Here is a 19,099-nt window from a genome sequence, read left to right on the forward strand (position 1 = left end):
GGCTCACTCGAACCTCGTGCCAACCGCCTCGCGCAAAAGCGCTTGCGGCCGCAACGTCGAGGAGACTCTTTCGTTAGACGAAACGACGGAATATATTTTTATAGGAAATTGAATGTTAATAAAAAAGACTAAAATAAAAATTTTGCTCCATGCGCTTATGCTTTTTTCAAGCATTAGTCTAATTGCACAGGAAATTGCAAACAATCTAAACCAACAGTTACTGGCAGTTGACGAATGGAATAATTTGAATGGAGATACAATAAAGTTTAATAAAAATGGAACGCTATTATTTCATGAAGAATCGGAACCAGTGATTTCGGGCGAAGTCAAGTATACCATAGAAAACAATACGTTGGCATTTAAGTTTAATAATTCTTCTGATTCTCGGCTTAAAGGGCGCGAGTATAAATGCCTCCTAAAGTTTAAAGAGCATGATTATCTTCCAAAACAGTATATTGCTTGTGAAGGAAAATCCAAAAGCGTAAAAACAATAAACTTTTATAATCCGAATTCCATTAACCCACCAGATTATAAATACGAAATCTATGGTGAGAAAGTAGTGTCTACAAAAAGAATAGTTGGAACTATAAATTCAGATGTTTTCTTTAGAGAAAAAGCAAATATCAATTCTAAGTTTTACGCCTTTAACCAGTTGTCCTCGGAAGAATGTATGGAAGACAGATTAAAAGATCTTAAAAATGAATCAGATATTTCAAAGCAAATCAAGCTACCGAAAGGATTTGCTGTGGAGATAATTGCGAGAACTGAAAATATGCACAATATCGAAAAGTGGAATAATTATTGGTATTTTGTATCTACTAGTTTAGGTTGCTATGGGAGAGTCACGACGACCTACGGTTGGGTATACGGAAATTTCATCAGCTTCTGAATAAATTCGTCGCTTCGTCTAACTTCGTCTCCTCACTCCGTTCGGGATCGCTCATGCGCCCCTCACTTCGGGCTAAAGCCACATTGCTTTGTCACTTCGGTTCGCGAGGCGTTCGCTAAGGCTCACTCGAACCTCGTGCCAATCCCTTGCGCATAGGCGCTTCGGGAACGCAACGTCGAGGAGACTCTTTCGTTAGGCGCAACGCTAAAATAATGGAGAAATAGTATGACTACAACAAATAATGCTCAACGGTTAGTTGATAGCTTAATTCGTTTTCAAGTGTATTCTGATGATGTCAAAATGAAGAGTGTGTGGGCACAAGAGTTTAGAATTAACCCAGATGCACTTGATAAGATCGCAATGGTTCCAGCCAAGCTTATAGCACTGACGTATAAAATTGATAACAATATAAATAATCTATCTAACTTAAATAGAAAAGATTTGTATCTCTCAAATATTAGAAAAGTAAGAGAGTCATTATTCAATTTAACAACAATACATGCCGCCTCTACTGTAAAAACCATGTTTCCTCAAGGGATAATAGATAATTTATCTATAATATCTGATATTTTGAATAGTAATAATTTAAATGAAAAAATAGTACCCGATGAAAAACTGGAAGGCATATTCGGAAAAATCAGTGAGCTTGCTGAAGAAATTTCAAAATCGGATTTAGAAACAAGTGATAAAGAATTTCTCTTAGAATTACTTTCAATAATTCAAAATTCACTTTCGGAATATGTCATTAATGGTGTTGAAAGCTTTAAGGAAGGTGTTGAAATAAGCTTTGGCATGATAATAAGAAAAAAGTTGACAGTCGCGAATGCTTCCGAATCGGAAGCTAAAAACTCAGCCTATAAAAAAATAATAGATCTTGTCAAAGATGTAAACGCTATTTATACCTTGGCAACGAATACTGTGGCAGCTTTGCCGGAAGCTTTTGATAAAGTAGTCGGTTTGTTAAAGTAACGCGCAGCGCCTAACTTCGTCTCCTCACTCCGTTCGGGATTGCTATCGCAACCCTCACTCCGGGCTAAAGCCACATTGCTTTGCCACTTCGGTTCGCGAGTCGCTCGCTAAGGCTCGCTCGAACCTCGTGCCAACCGCTGCGCGCAAAAGCGCTTGCGGCCGCAACGTCGAGGAGACTCTTTCGTTATCTGCAATGCCGCGCCCCTCATTAAGATGCCAGCCGTCCTTGGCTGGCTTTAAAACTAACTTCTCAACTCTAAGGTGGGACAGTAGAAAATCATCAATATGGCATTTAATGACAATCCATCGATAGACATTTATTCTAAAGCCAGTGAGCAGTCTGTTTTATGTGCTAGATCTTTTTTTTCACAGAAAAATAACTTTATAGCAAGAGAAGAAACACCAGATTTTGGAGTGGATTTAGACGTTGAATTGATGATTAATAGCAAAGCTTCTGGATTTAAGTTCGCAATTCAAATCAAAAGTTTTCAGGAAATTGAAACTATTGAGATACATGAAACAGTATATGTAAAGTATTCAATAGCTACATCAAGATTGGGCTATTTAACTCGTAGAAAGCCGGGTTTTGGAATGATTTTGCTCTTTGATGATAAAACAAATCTGCTATATTACGATTATATAGAGAATATATATGAGATAGTTATGAATCGTCATAAAGACGAAAGCTGGAAGAATCAAAATGATGTAACATTCTATATCCCTGTAACTAATCAATTAAACAGCTCAGAAATTAATTTAGTCTATTCTAAAATGAAAAGAAGGTTTGAAAATACGGATGAAATGTATTCTCAAACTTCGCGGAACTTCGGTATTCCTCAATTTGAAGCAAGAGAAAAATTAAGTATCGAAGGAATATTGGAAAAATTCGGTTATATATTTTATAACAAAGGAGATTACTCTTTTCTTGTCGGAAAATTGAAGGAACTTTCACTAAGTTCCATTACTGGTAGTCCTACCTTGGTATTGCTCGCCGCTCTTGTATATTCTGAAACGGGCTCTCTTCATGACGCACTTTTCTTTTACAATAAGGCTGAGAAGTATCGAAATCAGTACACAGAATCAGAATTGGATGCATTAAATATTTCTAAGATTTCTATTGAATATTTTAAAGGAGATATTTCCTCTTCGGATTATCTTCTGAAATTGAAAGAAATAAAGGGAACTGCCTCTAACGCACAGAATCAAATGTTAATAGAGGTTAAAATAATTTCTTGCGAGTATAGTGAAGATTTAGATTATAATAAAGAGGATCGCTATATTGCTAGACTATTCGATGTGGTTGATAAGTATCTTAAAGATAAAGAAGATCTAAGCGACGGGGAAGTTAATAACCTATTGGAAGTTGCATCAATTGCTCATGAAATATCAATACATCATTATTTAAAAAATTTAACAGAGTATAAAATTAAAAGCAAATTGCAAGCGGAGGTGGTTCTTCCCGAAAGAACTAGTCACGCTTTGAAAATGATCGATTTCTTTATAATCCCGCAGCTTATAGTGAATAAGCTACTTGATTTAGATATAGTAAAGGGCAATGAAATTCTCAAAGCGAATGCTTATTCGAAGCTATCTTACTTTTTTTATACAAGAATGATGCAGTCCATTAATATGCATTATTCAGAGCCTGCAATGCTTTCAGTGTTGAAAAGCTCTCAGGCAGAAAATTTATATTTATATCATTTCAAATTGGCAATAATCGCATTTAATACCTATAATGCCTCTAATTATTTACAGCATGCTTATGAGTCGCTTTCCTCAGCACTTGAGATTAACGAGTCTTACGTTTATTTATTTAATAAAGAAATTTCAAAGGATCATGTTGAAAGGATAAGGACAATAATGAGCAAATTGGAGTCAGTCTTAGATAAAGTCTCATATGAGCCGATTTCCCTTAAGGCACTTCAAGAAATAAAAGCTATTCCTAATAAGACTATTTTGGAAATTTCTGAAGAAGAGAAAAATAATTTTGCTGATCATATGATTAATTCTTTAGCGTTGCCTGAGGAAAGGAAAAGAAATATAATTAATGAAATTGAGACATTGAAATATTTAAAAGAAAATGTTGACGAAAAATATTTTGATATCCTAACGAATCTTGAACATACTAAACAACTTAAGACTTTGTATTCTGAGCCATCCCGTTTTATTATTATCTGTAAAAGCTGCAGATATGAAACGAAGGAAAGTTCTAATAAAGACGCTCTTCTTAATCAATTAAAGGAACAACATTCTCACGTTTGTCTTTAAAGTTTTACTTGTCACGGTTCTTGCACCGCGGACTGGTAAGAACCGTGACACCCGAACGCGTTGCGATCGGGACGCCAAAACTAACCGTTCGTTCTTTTTTGCCCTCGTTAAAACTGCTTCGCAGATTTTACTCGGGCGACGTCACCTAAATCGACAAAGCTTTTACTCAGAAAATACGGAATAGAAATATTCAGGAGGTTTATTATAAAGTCTGAATAAAATATAAAAGTCTTCGATCAATAATCGACGTTGGCCTGATTCCATCTGTGAAATGTAACTTTGATGTCTTCCAAGTTTCTTTGCAACTTGAGTCTGGGTTAAATTAGCTTCAATCCTCGCTGTTCTCAGTCGATCAAAGAAAGCCTTCTGTTCTTCCTTCGATATTTCACTCGCAAAACTCGCTTTAGTTTGCTCGGAGGATGGATTTTGGGCGCGGAAAGGCCACCAGAAGCGTCTTTTTCTGCTTTCCGAATGAGGGTACGGTCCGGATACTAATTTAACGCCCATGTATTGCTAAATACATTGATACACCAAAAGTGAATTAATGTCAATATAAATATTTTATTAGTGTATTTTTAATGACCTCAAAGAAAACTGAAAAATTAGTCGGAAAGAAGGTACAAGCAGTTCTTCAAGATCACGGCGAAAGTCAAAAGGAAGCCGCTCCTGAGTTAAATATTACTCCAGCAGGATTAAATAATATCATTCAGGGTAGAGTAGAATCTTTGTCTCAAACATTCTTAACTTCCTTTAAGGAAAGATATAAGATTAACCTCGATTGGCTTTTAGATGATTCAAGATCGATTAAACCTGTTTTGTATTCTTCATCTGATGAAGGACCGGTTTTTCAGATGGATGAGGATAAAGTTTTATTCAGTAAAATCAAGAATACAAAAGGGCTTAAAGAAATCGTAAAAACTCTATTACAGATTTCTCCTGAACAAAGAAAAATAATTGCCGATGTCGCTTCTGAATTTTCGAAAAAGAAGTGATTATTTACATCTTAAATCGCAATTTTATAGGCACTCACTAATCGTCTCCGCCGTCCTTGGCGTCGCCGATTAGGCTTCGGGGCGGCGGCACAGCAGATAACTAAAAATTGTCGCTGCGCTTCGGGTTCGCTTCGCGCCCCTTGCTTGGGCTCCGCCACATTCGCTTTGTCACTCGGCTTGCGGGACGCGACTAATGTCGCTCAAGCCTCGCGCCAATTCTTCCGCGTGCTTAGGCACGCTCCAGAACCGCGAACGTCGACAATCATTTGTCGTTAGGCGACATGCTTAGGAATTTTTGAGAGAGAATCACATGGGAAAAATTACGTCTGAAACTAAGAAAAGACTAAGAGATCTGTCGATCAATGCTTTAGCCACTAAGATCTGTTATTCTGAGAGGATAAAAAAGATTCGAAAAGAGAGAAGTATATTCGATTATTTAATTATATCTCTTCCAGTTGTGCTTTATATGTTGTACTCATTTCCTAGATTAATTGGACTATCTGAAAACGTATGCTTTGTCCGAATTCTGGATGTAGCTGGAACTCTTGTGACAGTTGCAGCAGTTCTTTACGGAGTTTATAAAGCAATTTTTCAACCTGACTCCATGCTTGAGAATTATATTCGTGGCTTAACTAGTAATGTTTTTGAAGCAAAAGAAGCCAGATATATTCTAAATTCGAATTCCGAAGAATTGGCTCAAATGTATTTAAAAATGTCAGCATATCTAGAAGATGTTGATACAAGTAACTTGGCTGATAATAGCGAGGCTGAAAATCAGTTCGCATATAGAATGGCGTTAAAAGAATTTAATGAGGGCCCTTGTCCTTATTGCAACTCTCCACCCGTTCCATTCTTATATAGTGAAAAGTGTTGTAATGTTTGCGGAAATAAACCCAAAAATGAGGAATAAAAATGAATGCTGGAATGAAATTTGGAAACTGGATGAGCACTTTATCCCAAGAGGATCAAGTTGAGGTATGGGAAGTAATTTTGGAAGTTTTAAGTGAAAAATCGAAACAAGAGTTTAAGGAATCGATATTCTTTGGTTCTTCTCCAGGAGAATACTTGGCTAAAGCAAAAACGTTCGGCTCTTCTCCTGTAAGTTCTAAATGTCCAGTTTGTGGAAAGTAAAACAGTAAAGCACGTCGCCTAACTTCGGCTCCTCGCTTCGTTCGAGATTTGCTCCGCAAACTCTCACTCCGGTCTTCGACACATTGCTTTGCCACTTCGGTTCGCGAGACGGCGCTAATGCGCCTCGAACCTTGTGCCAATCCCTCGCGCATAGGCGCTTCGGGAACGCAACGTCGAGGAGACTCTTTCGTTAGGCGTCATTGTCGCAATATATTTTAAAAGAATATTAGATGGAAAAAGAAGAAATGCAAAGGCAGTTTCCTTTTGCAATTATCGATCTGGCGACGGTTGTCTTATCAGTTTACGTTTTAAGTGCACTATTGCTAAGTTCTTTTCTTAAGTTAGATTCAGAATTGGAAAGATTATTAAACTTTATCGATAATCTAATCTGTGTCTTCTTTATCTTCGATTTTTCTTACAAGTTCTTCACTGCGGAAAATAAACTTTCTTACTTAAAATGGGGATGGATCGATTTACTTTCTAGTATTCCGACTTTAGATTATTTTAGAGCAGGGCGACTATTTCGTTTAATTCGACTTTTACGAATTCTTCGAGCACTACGATCTTCGAAAAATCTGATCCATTTTATTTTTAGGAACAAAGCGCAAGGGGCATTTTCTTCCGTTGCTTTAATCGCTTTTATAATAATTATCTTTTCTTCGATTGCGATTCTTCAGGTAGAAGATAATGCAAATAGTAATATCAAGACGGCAGAAGATGCTCTTTGGTGGTCTTATACAACAATCACAACCGTTGGTTACGGAGATAAATTTCCTGTTACAACTGAGGGTAGGTTAATAGCTGCGATTTTAATGACAACTGGAGTAGGTCTTTTCGGAACTTTTACTGGATTCGTCGCTTCTTGGTTTGTTTCATCGAAATCAAATGCTGAAAGTAATCAGTAAATCGCACCATACGTTTAATAAGCGACAACGGACGCCTAACTTCGTCTCCTCGCTTCGTTCGGGATCGCTAATGCGACCCTCACTCCGGCTCCGCACATTGCTTTGTCGCTTCGGCTTGCGAGACGCGACTAAGGTCGCTCAAGCCTTGCGCCAATCCCTCGCGCACAAGCGCCTCGGGAACGCAACGTCGAGGAGACTCTTTCGTTAGGCGAACATTTTTGCCAGGGCTTTTCAGGTTTCTTTCGCCGCGTCCATGCGGCGATTAAAAGCAAAATTTTGTAACGGTTTAAGATTGACAACACCCTATTAAATAGGGATAATTGATTTATTGAAAAGAATATTCATTCACCTTCCAGATTTCGATCTATTTTGGAAGAAAGCTGGACTTGCTGATGAAGAGTTAAAAGAACTTCAAGAGTTTCTATTAGAAAATCCGAAGTATGGTCCAGTTATTAAAGGTTCTAATGGAATCAGAAAGATACGATGGAAAAAGAAAGGAATAGGTAAAAGCGGGGGAATTCGAGTCTTTTACTTAGATATTGAGGAATTCTCAGTATTATTCCTAATAACACTTCTTGAAAAGAATGACAAGGAAAATATTTCTAAGAAAGAACTAACGATATTATCAGATTTAGTAACTTCTTTAAAAGAAGCGATTCAATCAAAGAGAGCGCGACATGAAAAAAGAAAGTAGTAAGTTATTTAATAGTCTTTCTAAAGGACTTAACGAAGCAATTGAATACACTAAAGGTAAAAAAGTTCAAGGTGTAAAAGCACAGATTATTGAAATTCAGAAATTACCAACGTTTAAAGGTAAGGAAATTCGAAATATTAGAACTAACTTACACCTTACTCAAAATACTTTTGCTCAAGCGTTAGGTGTTTCTACTAAAACAATCGAGGCTTGGGAATCGGGAAAAAACATTCCACAGGGTCCAGCTCAAAGAATGTTATTCATTCTTAAAAATAATTCGAAGGCATTGAATATTTTAGGGATTAAAAATTAACAACGCCATCCTTGGCTTAACTGGTTAGCGCAACGGCAAAAACGTCGCCTAACTTCGTCTCCTCACTCCGTTCGGGATCGCTAATGCGCCCCTCACTCCGGTCTTCGACACATTGCTTTGTCACTTCGGTTCGCGAGCCGGCGCTAAGGCGCCTCGAACCTCGTGCCAACCCTTCGCGCAAAAGCGCTTCAGGGACGCAACGTCGAGGAGACTCTTTCGTTATGCGCCAGTGATTAAATTATGAATTCAACAGAAATAAAAGCTGAAATATTAATTTTATGTGAGGATATTCTCGCGGACGTTGAACTGACGCGCATCCCTTTAACTAATATTGCCCTTAAAGCGAGCAGGGTTGCTCGACTTCTCGAAGATTTTGAAAGTCAAAAAGTTTTAAGCTTTGAGGCATCAGGTTACCCAGTACAGCCGTCTGGCTTTTCGCAAGAAACTTGGAATTTAATAAAAATAGCGGGACGAAACTATTTTCGAAAAAATCCAACCACAAAAGAAGAGCAAGAATATGGTTACGGTAATTCTATAGAAGAATTAGAGAATTTACTAGATGCATATAAAAAGGGAATTGAAGCAGCTCGAGATCCGGACGTTTCGGTAGCCTCCGCGAATCCAAAACAATATGTGTCTTTTCCCGTGGGAAATAGATTAGAAAGAAATCAGAGAATCGAAAATATTCGAGATATTACTGGGAAACTATCTCAACGCAGAAATTTTATTTACCAGTATATTATAGGAAAATACTACGAATTAAAATATTCCGAAATCACAGAGAATATATTCGATAGATATAGTAAAACTTTCAAAACTAAAATTGAAACTCTAATACCGGAAGAATTACCAAAATTTACTTCAATCTATGATAACCTCTCATCTGAAAACCCTGAAGATTGGGCGAACGCAGTGCATAGTTGTAGAAGGTTACTTCAAGGCCTTGCGGATGTCTTGTTTCCAGTAACTTCCGATAAAAGTATACTGGTAAACGGAAAAGAAAAAATTATAAAGCTTGGAAAAGACAATTATATAAATCGATTAATTGAATATATCAATCAAAAGTCTTCATCAGAACGATTCCAGGAATTAATTGGTAGTGATCTTAGTTATATCGGGAATAGATTAGATAGCGTTTTTCAAGCCTCACAAAAAGGTTCTCATTCTATTATTTTAAAGGAAGAAGCAGATCGTTATGTTATACATACTTTTTTTCTATTAGGAGATATCCTGAGTCTTTAGGCTAATCACCGGCGCATAACTTCGTCTCCTCGCTTCGTTCGAGATTTGCTCTGCAAACTCTCACTCCGGCTCCGCACATTGCTTTGCCACTTCGGTTCGCGAGACGGCGCTAAGGCGCCTCGAACCTTGTGCCAACCGCGTCGCGCACAAGCGCTTGCGGCCGCAACGTCGAGGAGACTCTTTCGTTAGCCGACATTTTCAGATAATAATATGAAACAAATTTATGCACTAATACTTTTACTAATTTCTGTTCCGGGTTACGCTGAAAACCGTAACTCAAAAGTTGAAATCATTGAAAATCATATAGAAAATATAATTAAAGGCGGTGATTTTCGTAACTTTTACTCTGAAAAGAATCTGCGAAATTCAATGTATTATATTGAGAGTCAATTCGCTTTAAATAAAATAGAATCTAAAAGACAATCATATAAAGTTAATGGAACAGAATATCACAATATACTCGCTTCGGTAGGTCCTAAAAATTCCGAAAAAATAATAATCGGCGCTCACTACGATGTTGCAGGTGAGCAACAAGGCGCCGATGATAACGCTTCAGGCGTAGCGGGATTATTGGAAATTGCTAGAATCTTAAAACAGAATGAAAATAAATTAAAATACAATTTTGAATTAGTAGCCTTTACACTGGAAGAGCCTCCATATTTTAGAACGGAGATTATGGGAAGCTACGTTCATGCTAAATCCTTATCTGACAAAAAAGAGAAAGTGAAATTTATGATAAGCTTAGAAATGATTGGTTATTTCAGTGATGAAAAGAATTCCCAGAAATATCCTAACTTTCTAATGGGATTAAAATATCCGTCAAAAGGAAATTTTATTGCTGGAATAGGAAAATCAAGGGAAGAAAAGCTTTTAGAGGAAATGGCTGACACCTTCAAAAAAGAAAACAAAATTCCTTTTGAATATTTTTCCACTGACATTTCGGTGCCTGGGATTGATTTTTCTGATCACCTAAACTACTGGAAATTTGGTTTTAGCGCAATTATGATTACCGATACTGCATTCTTAAGGAACAAGAATTATCACAAAAGTTCAGACACAATTAACACTTTGCAGTTTGATAAAATTAAGTTTGTGATTGATGGACTTGTATTGTTCTTAATGAATTTGGAATAATCGAAAACGTCGGCTAACTTCGTCTCCTCACTCCGCTCAGGATTGCTAATGCAACCTTCGCTCCGGGCTAAAGCCACATTGCTTTGCCACTTCGGTTCGCGGGACGGCGCTAAGGCGCCTCGAACCTCGTGCCAACCGCGTCGCGCGTAAGCGCTTGCGGCCGCAACGTCGAGGAGACTCTTTCGTTAGCCGAACATGCCCCAAATCTTGCCCAAAAAGGCTAAATTAGCGATTGACAAATGATAGTATATATGCTACCATCTAAATATTGAAAGTCGTCTTAGATACTAACGTCCTTTATCAAGCGTTAAGAGCAGAAAAAGGTGCTTCGCGAGCAATTTTGGAATTAGTTTTTGCTCAGAAGATTAAGTTAGGATTATCGATACCGGTATTTAAAGAATATGAAGAAGTATTAAATAGGCGAACTTCGAAAGTAGATTTAGGCATTACTGATAAACAAATAAAAAAGATATTGGGATTTATTGCTTATGTAAGTTATCCGCAAACGATTTATTTTGCCTTTCGTCCAAATTTACGTGATGAAGATGATAACCATTTTGTCGAACTTACGATAGCCTGTAACGCGGATTATTTAATTACTAGTAACGTAAAAGATTATTTAATAGATAACGATTTAAAATTTCAGGATTTGAAAGTTATAACACCGTCGAATTTTATGAACTATTGGAGGGAGAATTATGAAAACAAAAGCTAGCGTATTAACTATTAGAATTCCTTCTGAATTGAAGCATAAAATTGAAAAAGTGGCTGAAGAGCAGGGCGTTTCAATAAATCAGTTAGCGTTATATGCATTTACTAAAGAAATTCAAGATCTTGAAACTTCTCAATATTTTGAAAAATATTACAAAGGTAAAACTAAGAAACAAATTTTTGCGGATTTTAGAAATGTTCTTTCTGAGATCAATAGTGATGGCAAAGTTCCTGCTTGGGATAAGTTATAATATCTAATTCCCTTTATGGGGCACGTCGGCTAACTTCGTCTCCTCACTGCGTTCGGGATCGCTAATGCGCCCCTCACTTCGGGCTAAAGCCACATTGCTTTGTCACTTCGGTTTGCGAGACGCTCACTAAGGTTCGCTCAAACCTCGTGCCAACTCCTCGCGCATATGCGCTTCGGAGACGCAACGTCGAGGAGACTCTTTCGTTAGACGCAAAAGCCCCAAAAATATTTTTGAACACAAAATTACAATAAGAGAAAAGACTTTAATTAGTAACCAAAATAAGGGTTGACTTAGGTAACACTATTGTATATACTATGTTGTAACGAGTTAAAACATGGTCAAAAAGCTAATTCAACACGGTAACAGTTCTGCATTAATTATAGAAAAACCAATTCTTGAGCTTTTACATATTACTTCCGATACTTCTTTGGATATTAGCACGGATGGTAAAAGTTTAATTATTACACCTATCGATAGAAAATTAGAAACAAGTCTTGGAAAAATAAATAAGAAACACGGCAAGACACTTAAACGACTTGCTGAATGAATTTGAGTTCGATTAGATATTTATCTTACGAAGAAATTCTTTATATTCATAAGAACCAAATAGAAGAATACGGTGGCTCTTACGGGATAAGAGATAAAAATCTTCTTGAATCGGCAATTTCTCAGCCCCTTTCCGGATTTGATAATCAAGAGTTTCATATTGGTTTAATACAAAAGGCGGCTGCATATTTATTTTACCTTTGTAAAAATCACGCTTTTATCGATGGCAATAAACGTGTAGCCCTTGCATCAGCTCTGATTTTTCTAGATTTAAATGGCGTTGAAATAGAAGATCAAGAAGATTCGTTGTACGAACTCACGATCGGAGTTGCTGACGGAACTGTTTCATTAGAAAGCATTGTAAAGATTTTAGAAAAACTAAAACTTTAATTCAGTTCTAATAGAGGAGGGGCTTCAGCGCCTAACTTCATCTCCTCGCTCCGCTCAGGATTGCTAATGCAACCTTCGCTCCGGGCTAAAGCCACATTGCTTTGCCACTTCGGTTCGCGGGACGCGACTAAGGTCGCTCGAACCTCGTGTCAACCGCATCGCGCACAGGCGCTCGCGGCCGCAACGTCGAGGAGACTCTTTCGTTAAGCGAACATGCCGCGGATTTATCAGATGATTAAAATCATTTCGTTTGAGTATTTTTAAAGCAAAGTAACGCTTGACAATGTATCTCAATTGGGGAACAATCAAATTAAAGGGTAATTATCATGGCAAAAACAGCAATGATTCGGGCAAGAGTCGAAGGTAACTTAAAAAAGGACGTAGAAAATATACTCGACCATTTAGGTATCTCTGCTTCAGAAGCTATCAATATTTTTTATCATCAAATTAAACTTAGCAAAGGATTACCTTTTCCAGTTAAAATACCGAATAAAGTGACGCAAAAAACGTTTGAGGCAACGGATAAAAAGAAAGGCATAAAGTCTTTTAAATCTAAAGAGGAATTATTTACGAAGCTGGAAATATGAAATTTATTCCTGGCTTTACAACTCAATTTAATAAAGATATTAAGTTACAGAAGAAACGCAAAAAGGACTTAGAGAAACTCAAAGGAATCATGTCGCTACTGATTGATGGTATTTCATTAAGTTCAAAGCACAAAGACCATAAGTTAACTGGGAATTATAAGAATCGACGTGAATGTCATATTGAACCTGATTGGCTTTTGATCTACAAGGTAGAAGGCAATTTAATCATATTTGAAAGAACTGGAACGCATTCGGATTTATTCGATTAATTTTATTTTAGCAAAGCGGCACGTCGCTTAACTTCGTCTCCTCACTCCGCTCAGGATTGCTAATGCAACCTTCGCTCCGGGCTAAAGCCACATTGCTTTGCCACTTCGGTTCGCGAGACGGCGCTAAGGCGCCTCGAACCTTGTGCCAACCGCGTCGCGCACAAGCGCTTGCGGCCGCAACGTCGAGGAGACTCTTTCGTTAGGCGAACATTCAGCAATTAAACTATACAAATATATGAAATTAATCGAAAAAATTAAAGTAACGATAAAATCTCGTAAATTTCTTAATCGAGTAGCGCAGGGCGCTTTAATCATTATTGAATATTTATTAAAAGGATTTGTTTTACTTTTTGAACCTATGAAGAATATAGGATTAATATTATTGGGAGCGGTTGCCACTATCGCCTATCTTCATTACAGTGGATATTTAAATTCCATTACTGATAAAATAGTGCCAGCGGAACCTAGAATTGTAAGTTTTAGTTGCGATGATAATTCGACAAACTTAGGAAATCTTGAATATAGCATGCGCGTGGTCGCTAATGTTCGAAATGTGGGTGGTTCGGGGAATGTAGTGATTGAAGCCGATGGCTATCAAGGACAAGATAAATGGACTAAGTCTGAAATGATTTATATGAGCCCTCAACAAACTTCCAATGTAATTATAACGTTTGACGAGGTTTCTTTATTTGGCGGAGGATCACGTTGTTCGGTTCGAGCATTTGCTTATAGTAAGTGAGGCTGAACGTCGCCTAACTGCGGCTTCTCGCGGCGCATCGGGATCGCAAGCGACCCTCGCTTGGCCTTCGGCACATTGCTTTGTCGCTTCGACTTGCAAGACGTTCGCTAATGCTCACTCAAGTCTCGCGTCAACTCCTTCGCGCACAGGCGCTCGGAGACGCAACGTCGAGAAGCCTATTTCGTTATGCGAAATAATCGCAAAGTTATTCTTAAAAAGGAAATTTAAACTCATTATTTTGTATCTTTACTGTCTTGACAAAGGGTATACTTGCCAATATACTTGTCTTTTGGAGGATTTAGTTATATGCCTCAAGTCTCATTATATCTCGATCAAGATACGTTAAAAAAGATCGAAACTGCTGCTAAGAAAGAAAAGATTTCCATTTCACAATGGGTTAGAGTAAAAATACAAAGTTCCCTAGATAAGAAATGGCCTGAAGATTATTTTAATCTTTTTGGTTCGCTTAAAGATGACTCGTTTTCCGAGCCTAAAAAATTAAAATTCACTGATGATACGAAAAGAGAGGAATTGTGAATTACTTTCTCGATACGAATATCTGTATTTATTTTTTGAAAGGTAAAAGTGAAAATATAGAAAAGAATATTAGAAAGCTAAATCCGAACCGCATTAAAATACCTTCGGTTGTTAAAGCCGAATTGCTTTTAGGTGCATTTAAAAGTAACGATAAAAAAAAGAATAGGGAAGTTGTATTAAGTTTTTTGGATCCATTCGAAATTATCGGATTTAATGATATAGAATCAGAAATTTATGCTGAGGTCCGTAGTGATTTAGAAATTCAAGGGATTCCTATTGGCCCAAATGATTTGCTAATTGCTTCAGTTGTTCTAAGCTCAAATGGAATTTTAATTACTAATAATGAAAAAGAGTTCAAAAGGATTCCAAATTTAAAAGTAGAAAATTGGGTTTAATCTTGAGCCAAAGCGATTACTTCGCCTAACTTCATCTCCTCGCTCCGTTCGGGATCGCTAATGCGACCCTCGCTTCGGGCTAAAGCCACATTGCTTTGTCACCTCGGTTCGCGAGCCGGCGCTAATGCGCCTCGAACTGAAGTGACAACCGCTTCACGCTCAGGCGTTCGCGGACGCAACGTCGAGGAGACTCTTTCGTTAGACGCAATCGTCAAACTACTCAGGAGTATAGTTCTGCGATCGTTTAAAAAGGTTGACAATTATGTCTCTTTATTATAAATATGCGAAAATCAATTATTGCACAATCCAAGATAGATTGAAAGTTGGTAAAATATATGAGTCCTGAAATGAACCCCGAAAAGGATCTTTCTGACAACCTTTCTGAGATCGTTTCTTCAGAAGAGTTTGATAAATTTATTTCATTTTCAAATGAAGATATATCAATAGAAGATGTGGAACCATTATATTGCCCTAATACTATAGGGTAGTTAGTATTTGTGACCTCAGAAAAGTTCGATCAACTTTGGGAAATCTCATTTTCCCCAAAAGCCGCTGGCCTTTCTTCAAAGTATCCCAACCTTAAAGTTAATGATTCTGCTAAAGATGATATTTTTAAGGTATACGAAGAAACAAGAAAGAAAATCCATAATTATATGGTCGATCCGGAAGGACGAATTGATCGGCATAAAATTGCATCTACTGTAGTCTATTCGATCTTAAAAATTCTCCCTATTCGCGGTGCCCAATCTCAAACACCCTATGAACTACGATTTGCGAAAGTCGAATTCATGCCAAACGAAGTTTTTGCATGGCATTGCGGTTTATCGATTGTTTATTCGTTTATTATTGAACAAGCTAAACGGGATAAAGATCAAGAGCTTATTGACTCACTCAAAAATGGTTTTAAATTTCCTAAATGTTCACACGACAATTATGAAATTCATGTTCTAAGATCTTTATACTATGCTAGAGTCAACTCTAAATTTGATATATTCTCTTTTTCACATATATTCTTTTTAGTTGAGGAATATTCTAAATTGGCACTTTCTTCTGCTTTAATTTAACGCTGACTGATGTGACGACTGCGTCTAACTTCGTCTCCTCGCTTCGTTCGGGATCGCTCATGCGACCCTCACTTCGGGCTAAAGCCACATTGCTTTGTCACTTCGGTTCGCGAGGCGTTCGCTAAGGCTCACTCGAACCTCGTGCCAATCCCTTGCGCATATGCGCTTCGGGAACGCAACGTCGAGGAGACTCTTTCGTTAGACGACATGCCCTAAACTCAGCTTGATCTTGAAGGGTAAGGTAAATGATAGCTTGATAATTTATTTTGTAATTTTGCGATAAAATCAGTTCATTTTAAGTTGACATTGGTATGACCAAGGTTATACCAATGATATGAAAACAGCTATTTCAATTCCTGACGAGTTATTTAAAACTGCTGAAAAGACGGCTAAAAAGCTTGGTATTCCTCGGAGTCAGTTATTTGCAAAAGCATTAGAAGAATTCATCAAATCTCATAGTAAAGAATCCATAACTGAGAAGTTAAATAAAGTCTACAGCAGTAAATCTAAAGAAACCAAAAATAATATTACTGATTTATCCATAGAATCACTTCGCAAGAGCTTAAAAAATGATTCGTGGTGAAATTTGGTGGGTAGATTTAGGAATTCCCTTTGGAAGTGAACCTGGATTTAAACGTCCGGTTCTCATAATTCAAGATGATTCTTTTAATCAAAGTAATATTAATACTATAGTTTCGATTGCGATTACATCGAATTTAAATCTATCTGAAGCACCAGGTAATGTTTTAATTAGTAAGAAAGATTCGAATTTATCAAAGGACTCAGTCGTAAATGTCTCTCAAATTGTGACTTTAGACAAAGAAAGATTTCTTAACAAAGCTGGAAAACTCAAATCGAATAAACTAGATGAAGTTGAAGTAGGGCTTAAGCTGGTTACAGGCTTAGATTAAAGGGCACGTCGTCTAACTTCGTCTCCTCACTCCGTTCGGGATCGCTAATGCGACCCTCACTCCGGGCTAAAGCCACATTGCTTTGCCACTTCGGTTCGCAAGACGTTCGCTAAGGCTCACTCGAACCTCGTGCCAATCCCTCGCGCACAGGCGCTTCGGGACCGCAACGTCGAGGAGACTCTTTCGTTAGACGCCATTTTTATTATAACAAATAAGAATCTTGAATATAATCGATAAAATACATTATGATTGAATTGAAATTGATAATTACTAACATAATCGTTGGGATTACGGTCGCAATATTAACATTTATATTTGGTTTAAGAGCAGGAAAAAATCAAGTTGATCGATCCACTTTAAAAGAAAAATATAAAAACTTATTTGTTTACTTTGAAGATATATATAACTCACTTAATAAAGGTATATTATTACGCTGGAATTCATTCAAACCTATTGATACTCGCACTGGATCATATTCAGGGACGCCTTTAAGAAATATGATAATTGATGGTTCAATTTTAGATTTAGATGATAGATTAATAGCAAAATTAAAATTAACAGAAAAATTAGCTTTAAATTTAGGATCAAATATCTTTATTTTTATTGAAATAGTAAACAATCAATTACCTGAGATATTAAGTAAATATTTAATAAATGGCTTAATTAAAGAACCCTACCACTACTATAGCAGGAAAAATGAAAAATATAGATACATAAGCATAGATTTAAGAAATATACTAATGCCAAATTTTTTGGATCATTATAATTCTTTTAATGAAGATAAATCATTGTGGTTACAAATCGATTTTAATAATAATGGATCGCATATTTGGTATTCTATATGCCCGGAAGATGTAAAATCAAAATCAATATATTTATTGCTTTCAGAATTATCTAAAGCATTTGAAGAATTTGATGAATATAGTAAGCTAAAATCAGAACAAATTCCAATAAAAATTAAACTTGAAAAAATATTAAATAAATTAAAAAGAAAATCTAAGGAACCTCATTCATTTTGGGGAACTGCAATTACTGGTATAACTGATTTATTTAAATCATAAAAACGGCGTCTAACTTCGTCTCCTCGCTCCGTTCGGGATCGCTAATGCGACCCTCACTCCGGCTTCGCACATTGCTTTGCCACTTCGGTTCGCGAGTCGCTCGCTAAGGCTCGCTCGAACCTCGTGTCAACTCCTTCGCGCACAAGCGCTCGGAGACGCAACGTCGAGGAGACTCTTTCGTTAGGCGACAGTTTGGCAAATTTAGCTCTTAATCATTAATTTACTTGACATTGTAACCCATTGGGTTACAATAGGTTATTGATAATTTCATTTAAACATAAAGGTTTAGAACAGCATTTTGAAACCGGCAGTAAGAAAGGAATTCAACCGGATCACGCAGGAAAGTTAGGTAGAATTTTAGATAGATTAGACGCTTCATTAAATCCAAAGGATATGGATTTACCTTCATTTAAATTGCATCAGCTTAAAGGGAAAGAACAAGATCGTTGGTCAGTTTGGGTAAATGGAAATTGGCGTGTTACATTCGAGTTTGAAGGTGAAAACGCAATATTAGTCGATTACGAAGATTATCATTAAGAGTAGCAATTATGAATAAAAGAAAGCCTACGCATCCTGGTGAAGTTTTATTAGAAGATGTAATCAAACCATTGGGTCTGACTATTACAGAAGCGGCAAAAGACTTAGGAATATCTCGTAAAACACTTTCAGAAATCGTTAATGCCAAAAGTTCAATTACTCCTGAAACTGCGATTAGAATTGCATTGGCGACGAATACTTCTCCTGAAAGTTGGCTTAACATGCAGACTAAATTAGATTTATGGAATGCTTTACAAGATAAGCCTAAGAACGTGATTAAATTCCCAATCTCTGCTTAGGCATCATTTTAATACAGCCAAACCGATCGCCTAACTTCGTCTCCTCGCTCCGTTCGGGATCGCTCATGCGCCCCTCACTTCGGGCTAAAGCCACATTTGCTTTGTCACTCGGTTTGCGGGACGTTCGCTAAGGCTCACTCAAACCTCGTGCCAATTCTTTCGCGCGTTTAGCGCGCTCCAGAACCGCAAACGTCGAGGAGACTCTTTCGTTAGGCGACAGTCCCGCAAAGCTTTCATTCTCTGACAAAATTCACTCGACAAATGA

The 19,099-nt window shown here is 37.3% G+C and carries 27 protein-coding genes and 1 pseudogene; 27 read left to right on the forward strand and 1 reads right to left on the reverse strand.

The window, feature by feature from the left end; all coding sequences use genetic code 11:
* Positions 1-112 precede the first annotated feature (112 nt).
* The 3 genes from DLM76_RS21085 to DLM76_RS21105 all read left to right on the forward strand — a co-directional run bounded on the left by DLM76_RS21085 (position 113) and on the right by DLM76_RS21105 (position 4,126).
* Complete coding sequence (locus DLM76_RS21085; RefSeq protein ID WP_118966505.1) at positions 113-889, forward strand: hypothetical protein; 777 nt, start codon at positions 113-115, stop codon at positions 887-889.
* A 225-nt stretch (positions 890-1,114) separates the two neighbouring features.
* Positions 1,115-1,858 (forward strand): hypothetical protein, encoded by a 744-nt coding sequence (locus DLM76_RS21095; RefSeq protein ID WP_118966506.1) that lies wholly within the window; start codon positions 1,115-1,117, stop codon positions 1,856-1,858.
* 285 nt (positions 1,859-2,143) lie between these two features.
* Positions 2,144-4,126, forward strand: a complete 1,983-nt coding sequence (locus DLM76_RS21105) for a DUF4365 domain-containing protein (RefSeq protein WP_118966507.1) — start codon at positions 2,144-2,146, stop codon at positions 4,124-4,126.
* Between the two features lie 162 nt (positions 4,127-4,288).
* Here the strand turns inward: DLM76_RS21105 and DLM76_RS22035 are convergent, their stop codons facing one another.
* Positions 4,289-4,633, reverse strand: a complete 345-nt coding sequence (locus DLM76_RS22035) for a helix-turn-helix domain-containing protein (RefSeq protein WP_241548334.1) — start codon at positions 4,631-4,633, stop codon at positions 4,289-4,291.
* Between the two features lie 71 nt (positions 4,634-4,704).
* On the opposite strand from DLM76_RS22035, the gene DLM76_RS21115 reads away from it, so the two are divergent.
* The 24 genes and pseudogenes from DLM76_RS21115 (at position 4,705) to DLM76_RS21265 (ending at position 18,834) form a co-directional block, all read left to right on the forward strand.
* On the forward strand, positions 4,705-5,118 hold the full coding sequence (locus DLM76_RS21115) for a transcriptional regulator (RefSeq protein WP_061234476.1): 414 nt from the start codon (positions 4,705-4,707) through the stop codon (positions 5,116-5,118).
* A 310-nt stretch (positions 5,119-5,428) separates the two neighbouring features.
* Complete coding sequence (locus tag DLM76_RS21120; RefSeq protein WP_118966508.1) at positions 5,429-6,028, forward strand: mobilome CxxCx(11)CxxC protein; 600 nt, start codon at positions 5,429-5,431, stop codon at positions 6,026-6,028.
* A 2-nt stretch (positions 6,029-6,030) separates the two neighbouring features.
* The gene (locus DLM76_RS21125; RefSeq protein WP_118966509.1) at positions 6,031-6,249 is read left to right on the forward strand and encodes a hypothetical protein; all 219 of its coding nucleotides are present in this window, start codon (positions 6,031-6,033) and stop codon (positions 6,247-6,249) included.
* Between the two features lie 230 nt (positions 6,250-6,479).
* The gene (locus DLM76_RS21130) at positions 6,480-7,154 is read left to right on the forward strand and encodes a potassium channel family protein (protein WP_118966510.1); all 675 of its coding nucleotides are present in this window, start codon (positions 6,480-6,482) and stop codon (positions 7,152-7,154) included.
* Positions 7,155-7,482: 328 nt separating this feature from the next.
* The gene (locus DLM76_RS21140) at positions 7,483-7,848 is read left to right on the forward strand and encodes a type II toxin-antitoxin system RelE/ParE family toxin (protein ID WP_118966512.1); all 366 of its coding nucleotides are present in this window, start codon (positions 7,483-7,485) and stop codon (positions 7,846-7,848) included.
* On the forward strand, positions 7,832-8,161 hold the full coding sequence (locus DLM76_RS21145) for a helix-turn-helix domain-containing protein (RefSeq protein ID WP_118966513.1): 330 nt from the start codon (positions 7,832-7,834) through the stop codon (positions 8,159-8,161). Before DLM76_RS21140 ends, DLM76_RS21145 begins: the two co-directional genes overlap by 17 nt.
* Before the next feature lie 240 nt (positions 8,162-8,401).
* Complete coding sequence (locus DLM76_RS21620) at positions 8,402-9,403, forward strand: AbiTii domain-containing protein (protein ID WP_158586413.1); 1,002 nt, start codon at positions 8,402-8,404, stop codon at positions 9,401-9,403.
* A 210-nt stretch (positions 9,404-9,613) separates the two neighbouring features.
* On the forward strand, positions 9,614-10,537 hold the full coding sequence (locus DLM76_RS21165) for a M28 family peptidase (RefSeq protein WP_118966514.1): 924 nt from the start codon (positions 9,614-9,616) through the stop codon (positions 10,535-10,537).
* A 268-nt stretch (positions 10,538-10,805) separates the two neighbouring features.
* On the forward strand, positions 10,806-11,252 hold the full coding sequence (locus DLM76_RS21170) for a putative toxin-antitoxin system toxin component, PIN family (protein WP_118966515.1): 447 nt from the start codon (positions 10,806-10,808) through the stop codon (positions 11,250-11,252).
* Complete coding sequence (locus DLM76_RS21175; RefSeq protein WP_118957206.1) at positions 11,236-11,499, forward strand: toxin-antitoxin system HicB family antitoxin; 264 nt, start codon at positions 11,236-11,238, stop codon at positions 11,497-11,499. Before DLM76_RS21170 ends, DLM76_RS21175 begins: the two co-directional genes overlap by 17 nt.
* 334 nt (positions 11,500-11,833) lie before the next feature.
* On the forward strand, positions 11,834-12,046 hold the full coding sequence (locus tag DLM76_RS21185; protein ID WP_118957200.1) for an AbrB/MazE/SpoVT family DNA-binding domain-containing protein: 213 nt from the start codon (positions 11,834-11,836) through the stop codon (positions 12,044-12,046).
* Positions 12,043-12,435, forward strand: coding sequence for a type II toxin-antitoxin system death-on-curing family toxin (locus tag DLM76_RS21190; RefSeq protein WP_118957199.1), 393 nt, complete (start codon positions 12,043-12,045; stop codon positions 12,433-12,435). Before DLM76_RS21185 ends, DLM76_RS21190 begins: the two co-directional genes overlap by 4 nt.
* A gap of 27 nt (positions 12,436-12,462) precedes the next feature.
* Positions 12,463-12,642, forward strand: a pseudogene (locus DLM76_RS22095) (hypothetical protein); the annotation flags it as partial.
* Between the two features lie 119 nt (positions 12,643-12,761).
* A complete protein-coding gene (locus DLM76_RS21200) occupies positions 12,762-13,022 on the forward strand; it encodes a type II toxin-antitoxin system RelB/DinJ family antitoxin (protein ID WP_118966516.1) in 261 nt (86 codons plus the stop codon).
* Positions 13,019-13,291: a type II toxin-antitoxin system YafQ family toxin gene (locus DLM76_RS21205; RefSeq protein ID WP_118966517.1), complete on the forward strand. Its 273-nt coding sequence runs from the start codon at positions 13,019-13,021 to the stop codon at positions 13,289-13,291. Before DLM76_RS21200 ends, DLM76_RS21205 begins: the two co-directional genes overlap by 4 nt.
* 235 nt (positions 13,292-13,526) lie before the next feature.
* Entirely contained in the window at positions 13,527-14,030 is a 504-nt protein-coding gene (locus tag DLM76_RS21215) for a hypothetical protein (RefSeq protein WP_118966518.1), read from the forward strand.
* Positions 14,031-14,336: 306 nt separating this feature from the next.
* Positions 14,337-14,567: a ribbon-helix-helix domain-containing protein gene (locus tag DLM76_RS21220; RefSeq protein ID WP_118966519.1), complete on the forward strand. Its 231-nt coding sequence runs from the start codon at positions 14,337-14,339 to the stop codon at positions 14,565-14,567.
* Positions 14,564-14,962, forward strand: a complete 399-nt coding sequence (gene vapC / locus DLM76_RS21225) for a type II toxin-antitoxin system tRNA(fMet)-specific endonuclease VapC (protein WP_118966520.1) — start codon at positions 14,564-14,566, stop codon at positions 14,960-14,962. The genes DLM76_RS21220 and vapC overlap by 4 nt, the downstream gene beginning before the upstream one ends.
* Before the next feature lie 497 nt (positions 14,963-15,459).
* A complete protein-coding gene (locus DLM76_RS21230) occupies positions 15,460-16,026 on the forward strand; it encodes a hypothetical protein (protein WP_118966521.1) in 567 nt (188 codons plus the stop codon).
* Between the two features lie 334 nt (positions 16,027-16,360).
* Positions 16,361-16,609, forward strand: a complete 249-nt coding sequence (locus DLM76_RS21240; RefSeq protein ID WP_118966522.1) for a ribbon-helix-helix domain-containing protein — start codon at positions 16,361-16,363, stop codon at positions 16,607-16,609.
* The gene (locus DLM76_RS21245; RefSeq protein WP_118966523.1) at positions 16,596-16,937 is read left to right on the forward strand and encodes a type II toxin-antitoxin system PemK/MazF family toxin; all 342 of its coding nucleotides are present in this window, start codon (positions 16,596-16,598) and stop codon (positions 16,935-16,937) included. The genes DLM76_RS21240 and DLM76_RS21245 overlap by 14 nt, the downstream gene beginning before the upstream one ends.
* Positions 16,938-17,182: 245 nt before the next feature.
* Positions 17,183-17,998: a hypothetical protein gene (locus DLM76_RS21255; RefSeq protein ID WP_118966524.1), complete on the forward strand. Its 816-nt coding sequence runs from the start codon at positions 17,183-17,185 to the stop codon at positions 17,996-17,998.
* Between the two features lie 258 nt (positions 17,999-18,256).
* Positions 18,257-18,535: a type II toxin-antitoxin system RelE/ParE family toxin gene (locus DLM76_RS21260; protein ID WP_118966525.1), complete on the forward strand. Its 279-nt coding sequence runs from the start codon at positions 18,257-18,259 to the stop codon at positions 18,533-18,535.
* An 11-nt stretch (positions 18,536-18,546) separates the two neighbouring features.
* A complete protein-coding gene (locus tag DLM76_RS21265) occupies positions 18,547-18,834 on the forward strand; it encodes a HigA family addiction module antitoxin (RefSeq protein WP_118957212.1) in 288 nt (95 codons plus the stop codon).
* Positions 18,835-19,099: the final 265 nt, after the last annotated feature.

The sequence above is a fragment of the Leptospira yasudae genome, assembly GCF_003545925.1.
Classification (GTDB): domain Bacteria; phylum Spirochaetota; class Leptospiria; order Leptospirales; family Leptospiraceae; genus Leptospira; species Leptospira yasudae.

What these genes read in the sequence shown, in the direction of transcription:
- DLM76_RS21085 (WP_118966505.1), top strand. Translation starts at nt 113, where the DNA reads ATGTTAATAAAAAAGACTAAAATAAAAATTTTGCTCCATGCGCTTATG.
- DLM76_RS21190 (WP_118957199.1), top strand. Translation starts at nt 12,043, where the DNA reads ATGAATTTGAGTTCGATTAGATATTTATCTTACGAAGAAATTCTTTAT.
- DLM76_RS21175 (WP_118957206.1), top strand. Translation starts at nt 11,236, where the DNA reads ATGAAAACAAAAGCTAGCGTATTAACTATTAGAATTCCTTCTGAATTG.
- DLM76_RS21125 (WP_118966509.1), top strand. Translation starts at nt 6,031, where the DNA reads ATGAATGCTGGAATGAAATTTGGAAACTGGATGAGCACTTTATCCCAA.
- DLM76_RS21165 (WP_118966514.1), top strand. Translation starts at nt 9,614, where the DNA reads ATGAAACAAATTTATGCACTAATACTTTTACTAATTTCTGTTCCGGGT.
- DLM76_RS21200 (WP_118966516.1), top strand. Translation starts at nt 12,762, where the DNA reads ATGGCAAAAACAGCAATGATTCGGGCAAGAGTCGAAGGTAACTTAAAA.
- DLM76_RS21095 (WP_118966506.1), top strand. Translation starts at nt 1,115, where the DNA reads ATGACTACAACAAATAATGCTCAACGGTTAGTTGATAGCTTAATTCGT.
- DLM76_RS21240 (WP_118966522.1), top strand. Translation starts at nt 16,361, where the DNA reads ATGAAAACAGCTATTTCAATTCCTGACGAGTTATTTAAAACTGCTGAA.
- DLM76_RS21220 (WP_118966519.1), top strand. Translation starts at nt 14,337, where the DNA reads ATGCCTCAAGTCTCATTATATCTCGATCAAGATACGTTAAAAAAGATC.
- DLM76_RS21265 (WP_118957212.1), top strand. Translation starts at nt 18,547, where the DNA reads ATGAATAAAAGAAAGCCTACGCATCCTGGTGAAGTTTTATTAGAAGAT.
- DLM76_RS21120 (WP_118966508.1), top strand. Translation starts at nt 5,429, where the DNA reads ATGGGAAAAATTACGTCTGAAACTAAGAAAAGACTAAGAGATCTGTCG.
- DLM76_RS21130 (WP_118966510.1), top strand. Translation starts at nt 6,480, where the DNA reads ATGGAAAAAGAAGAAATGCAAAGGCAGTTTCCTTTTGCAATTATCGAT.
- DLM76_RS21185 (WP_118957200.1), top strand. Translation starts at nt 11,834, where the DNA reads ATGGTCAAAAAGCTAATTCAACACGGTAACAGTTCTGCATTAATTATA.
- DLM76_RS21115 (WP_061234476.1), top strand. Translation starts at nt 4,705, where the DNA reads ATGACCTCAAAGAAAACTGAAAAATTAGTCGGAAAGAAGGTACAAGCA.
- DLM76_RS21145 (WP_118966513.1), top strand. Translation starts at nt 7,832, where the DNA reads ATGAAAAAAGAAAGTAGTAAGTTATTTAATAGTCTTTCTAAAGGACTT.
- DLM76_RS22035 (WP_241548334.1), bottom strand. Translation starts at nt 4,633, where the DNA reads ATGGGCGTTAAATTAGTATCCGGACCGTACCCTCATTCGGAAAGCAGA.
- DLM76_RS21245 (WP_118966523.1), top strand. Translation starts at nt 16,596, where the DNA reads ATGATTCGTGGTGAAATTTGGTGGGTAGATTTAGGAATTCCCTTTGGA.
- DLM76_RS21215 (WP_118966518.1), top strand. Translation starts at nt 13,527, where the DNA reads ATGAAATTAATCGAAAAAATTAAAGTAACGATAAAATCTCGTAAATTT.
- DLM76_RS21255 (WP_118966524.1), top strand. Translation starts at nt 17,183, where the DNA reads ATGATTGAATTGAAATTGATAATTACTAACATAATCGTTGGGATTACG.
- DLM76_RS21205 (WP_118966517.1), top strand. Translation starts at nt 13,019, where the DNA reads ATGAAATTTATTCCTGGCTTTACAACTCAATTTAATAAAGATATTAAG.
- DLM76_RS21620 (WP_158586413.1), top strand. Translation starts at nt 8,402, where the DNA reads ATGAATTCAACAGAAATAAAAGCTGAAATATTAATTTTATGTGAGGAT.
- DLM76_RS21105 (WP_118966507.1), top strand. Translation starts at nt 2,144, where the DNA reads ATGGCATTTAATGACAATCCATCGATAGACATTTATTCTAAAGCCAGT.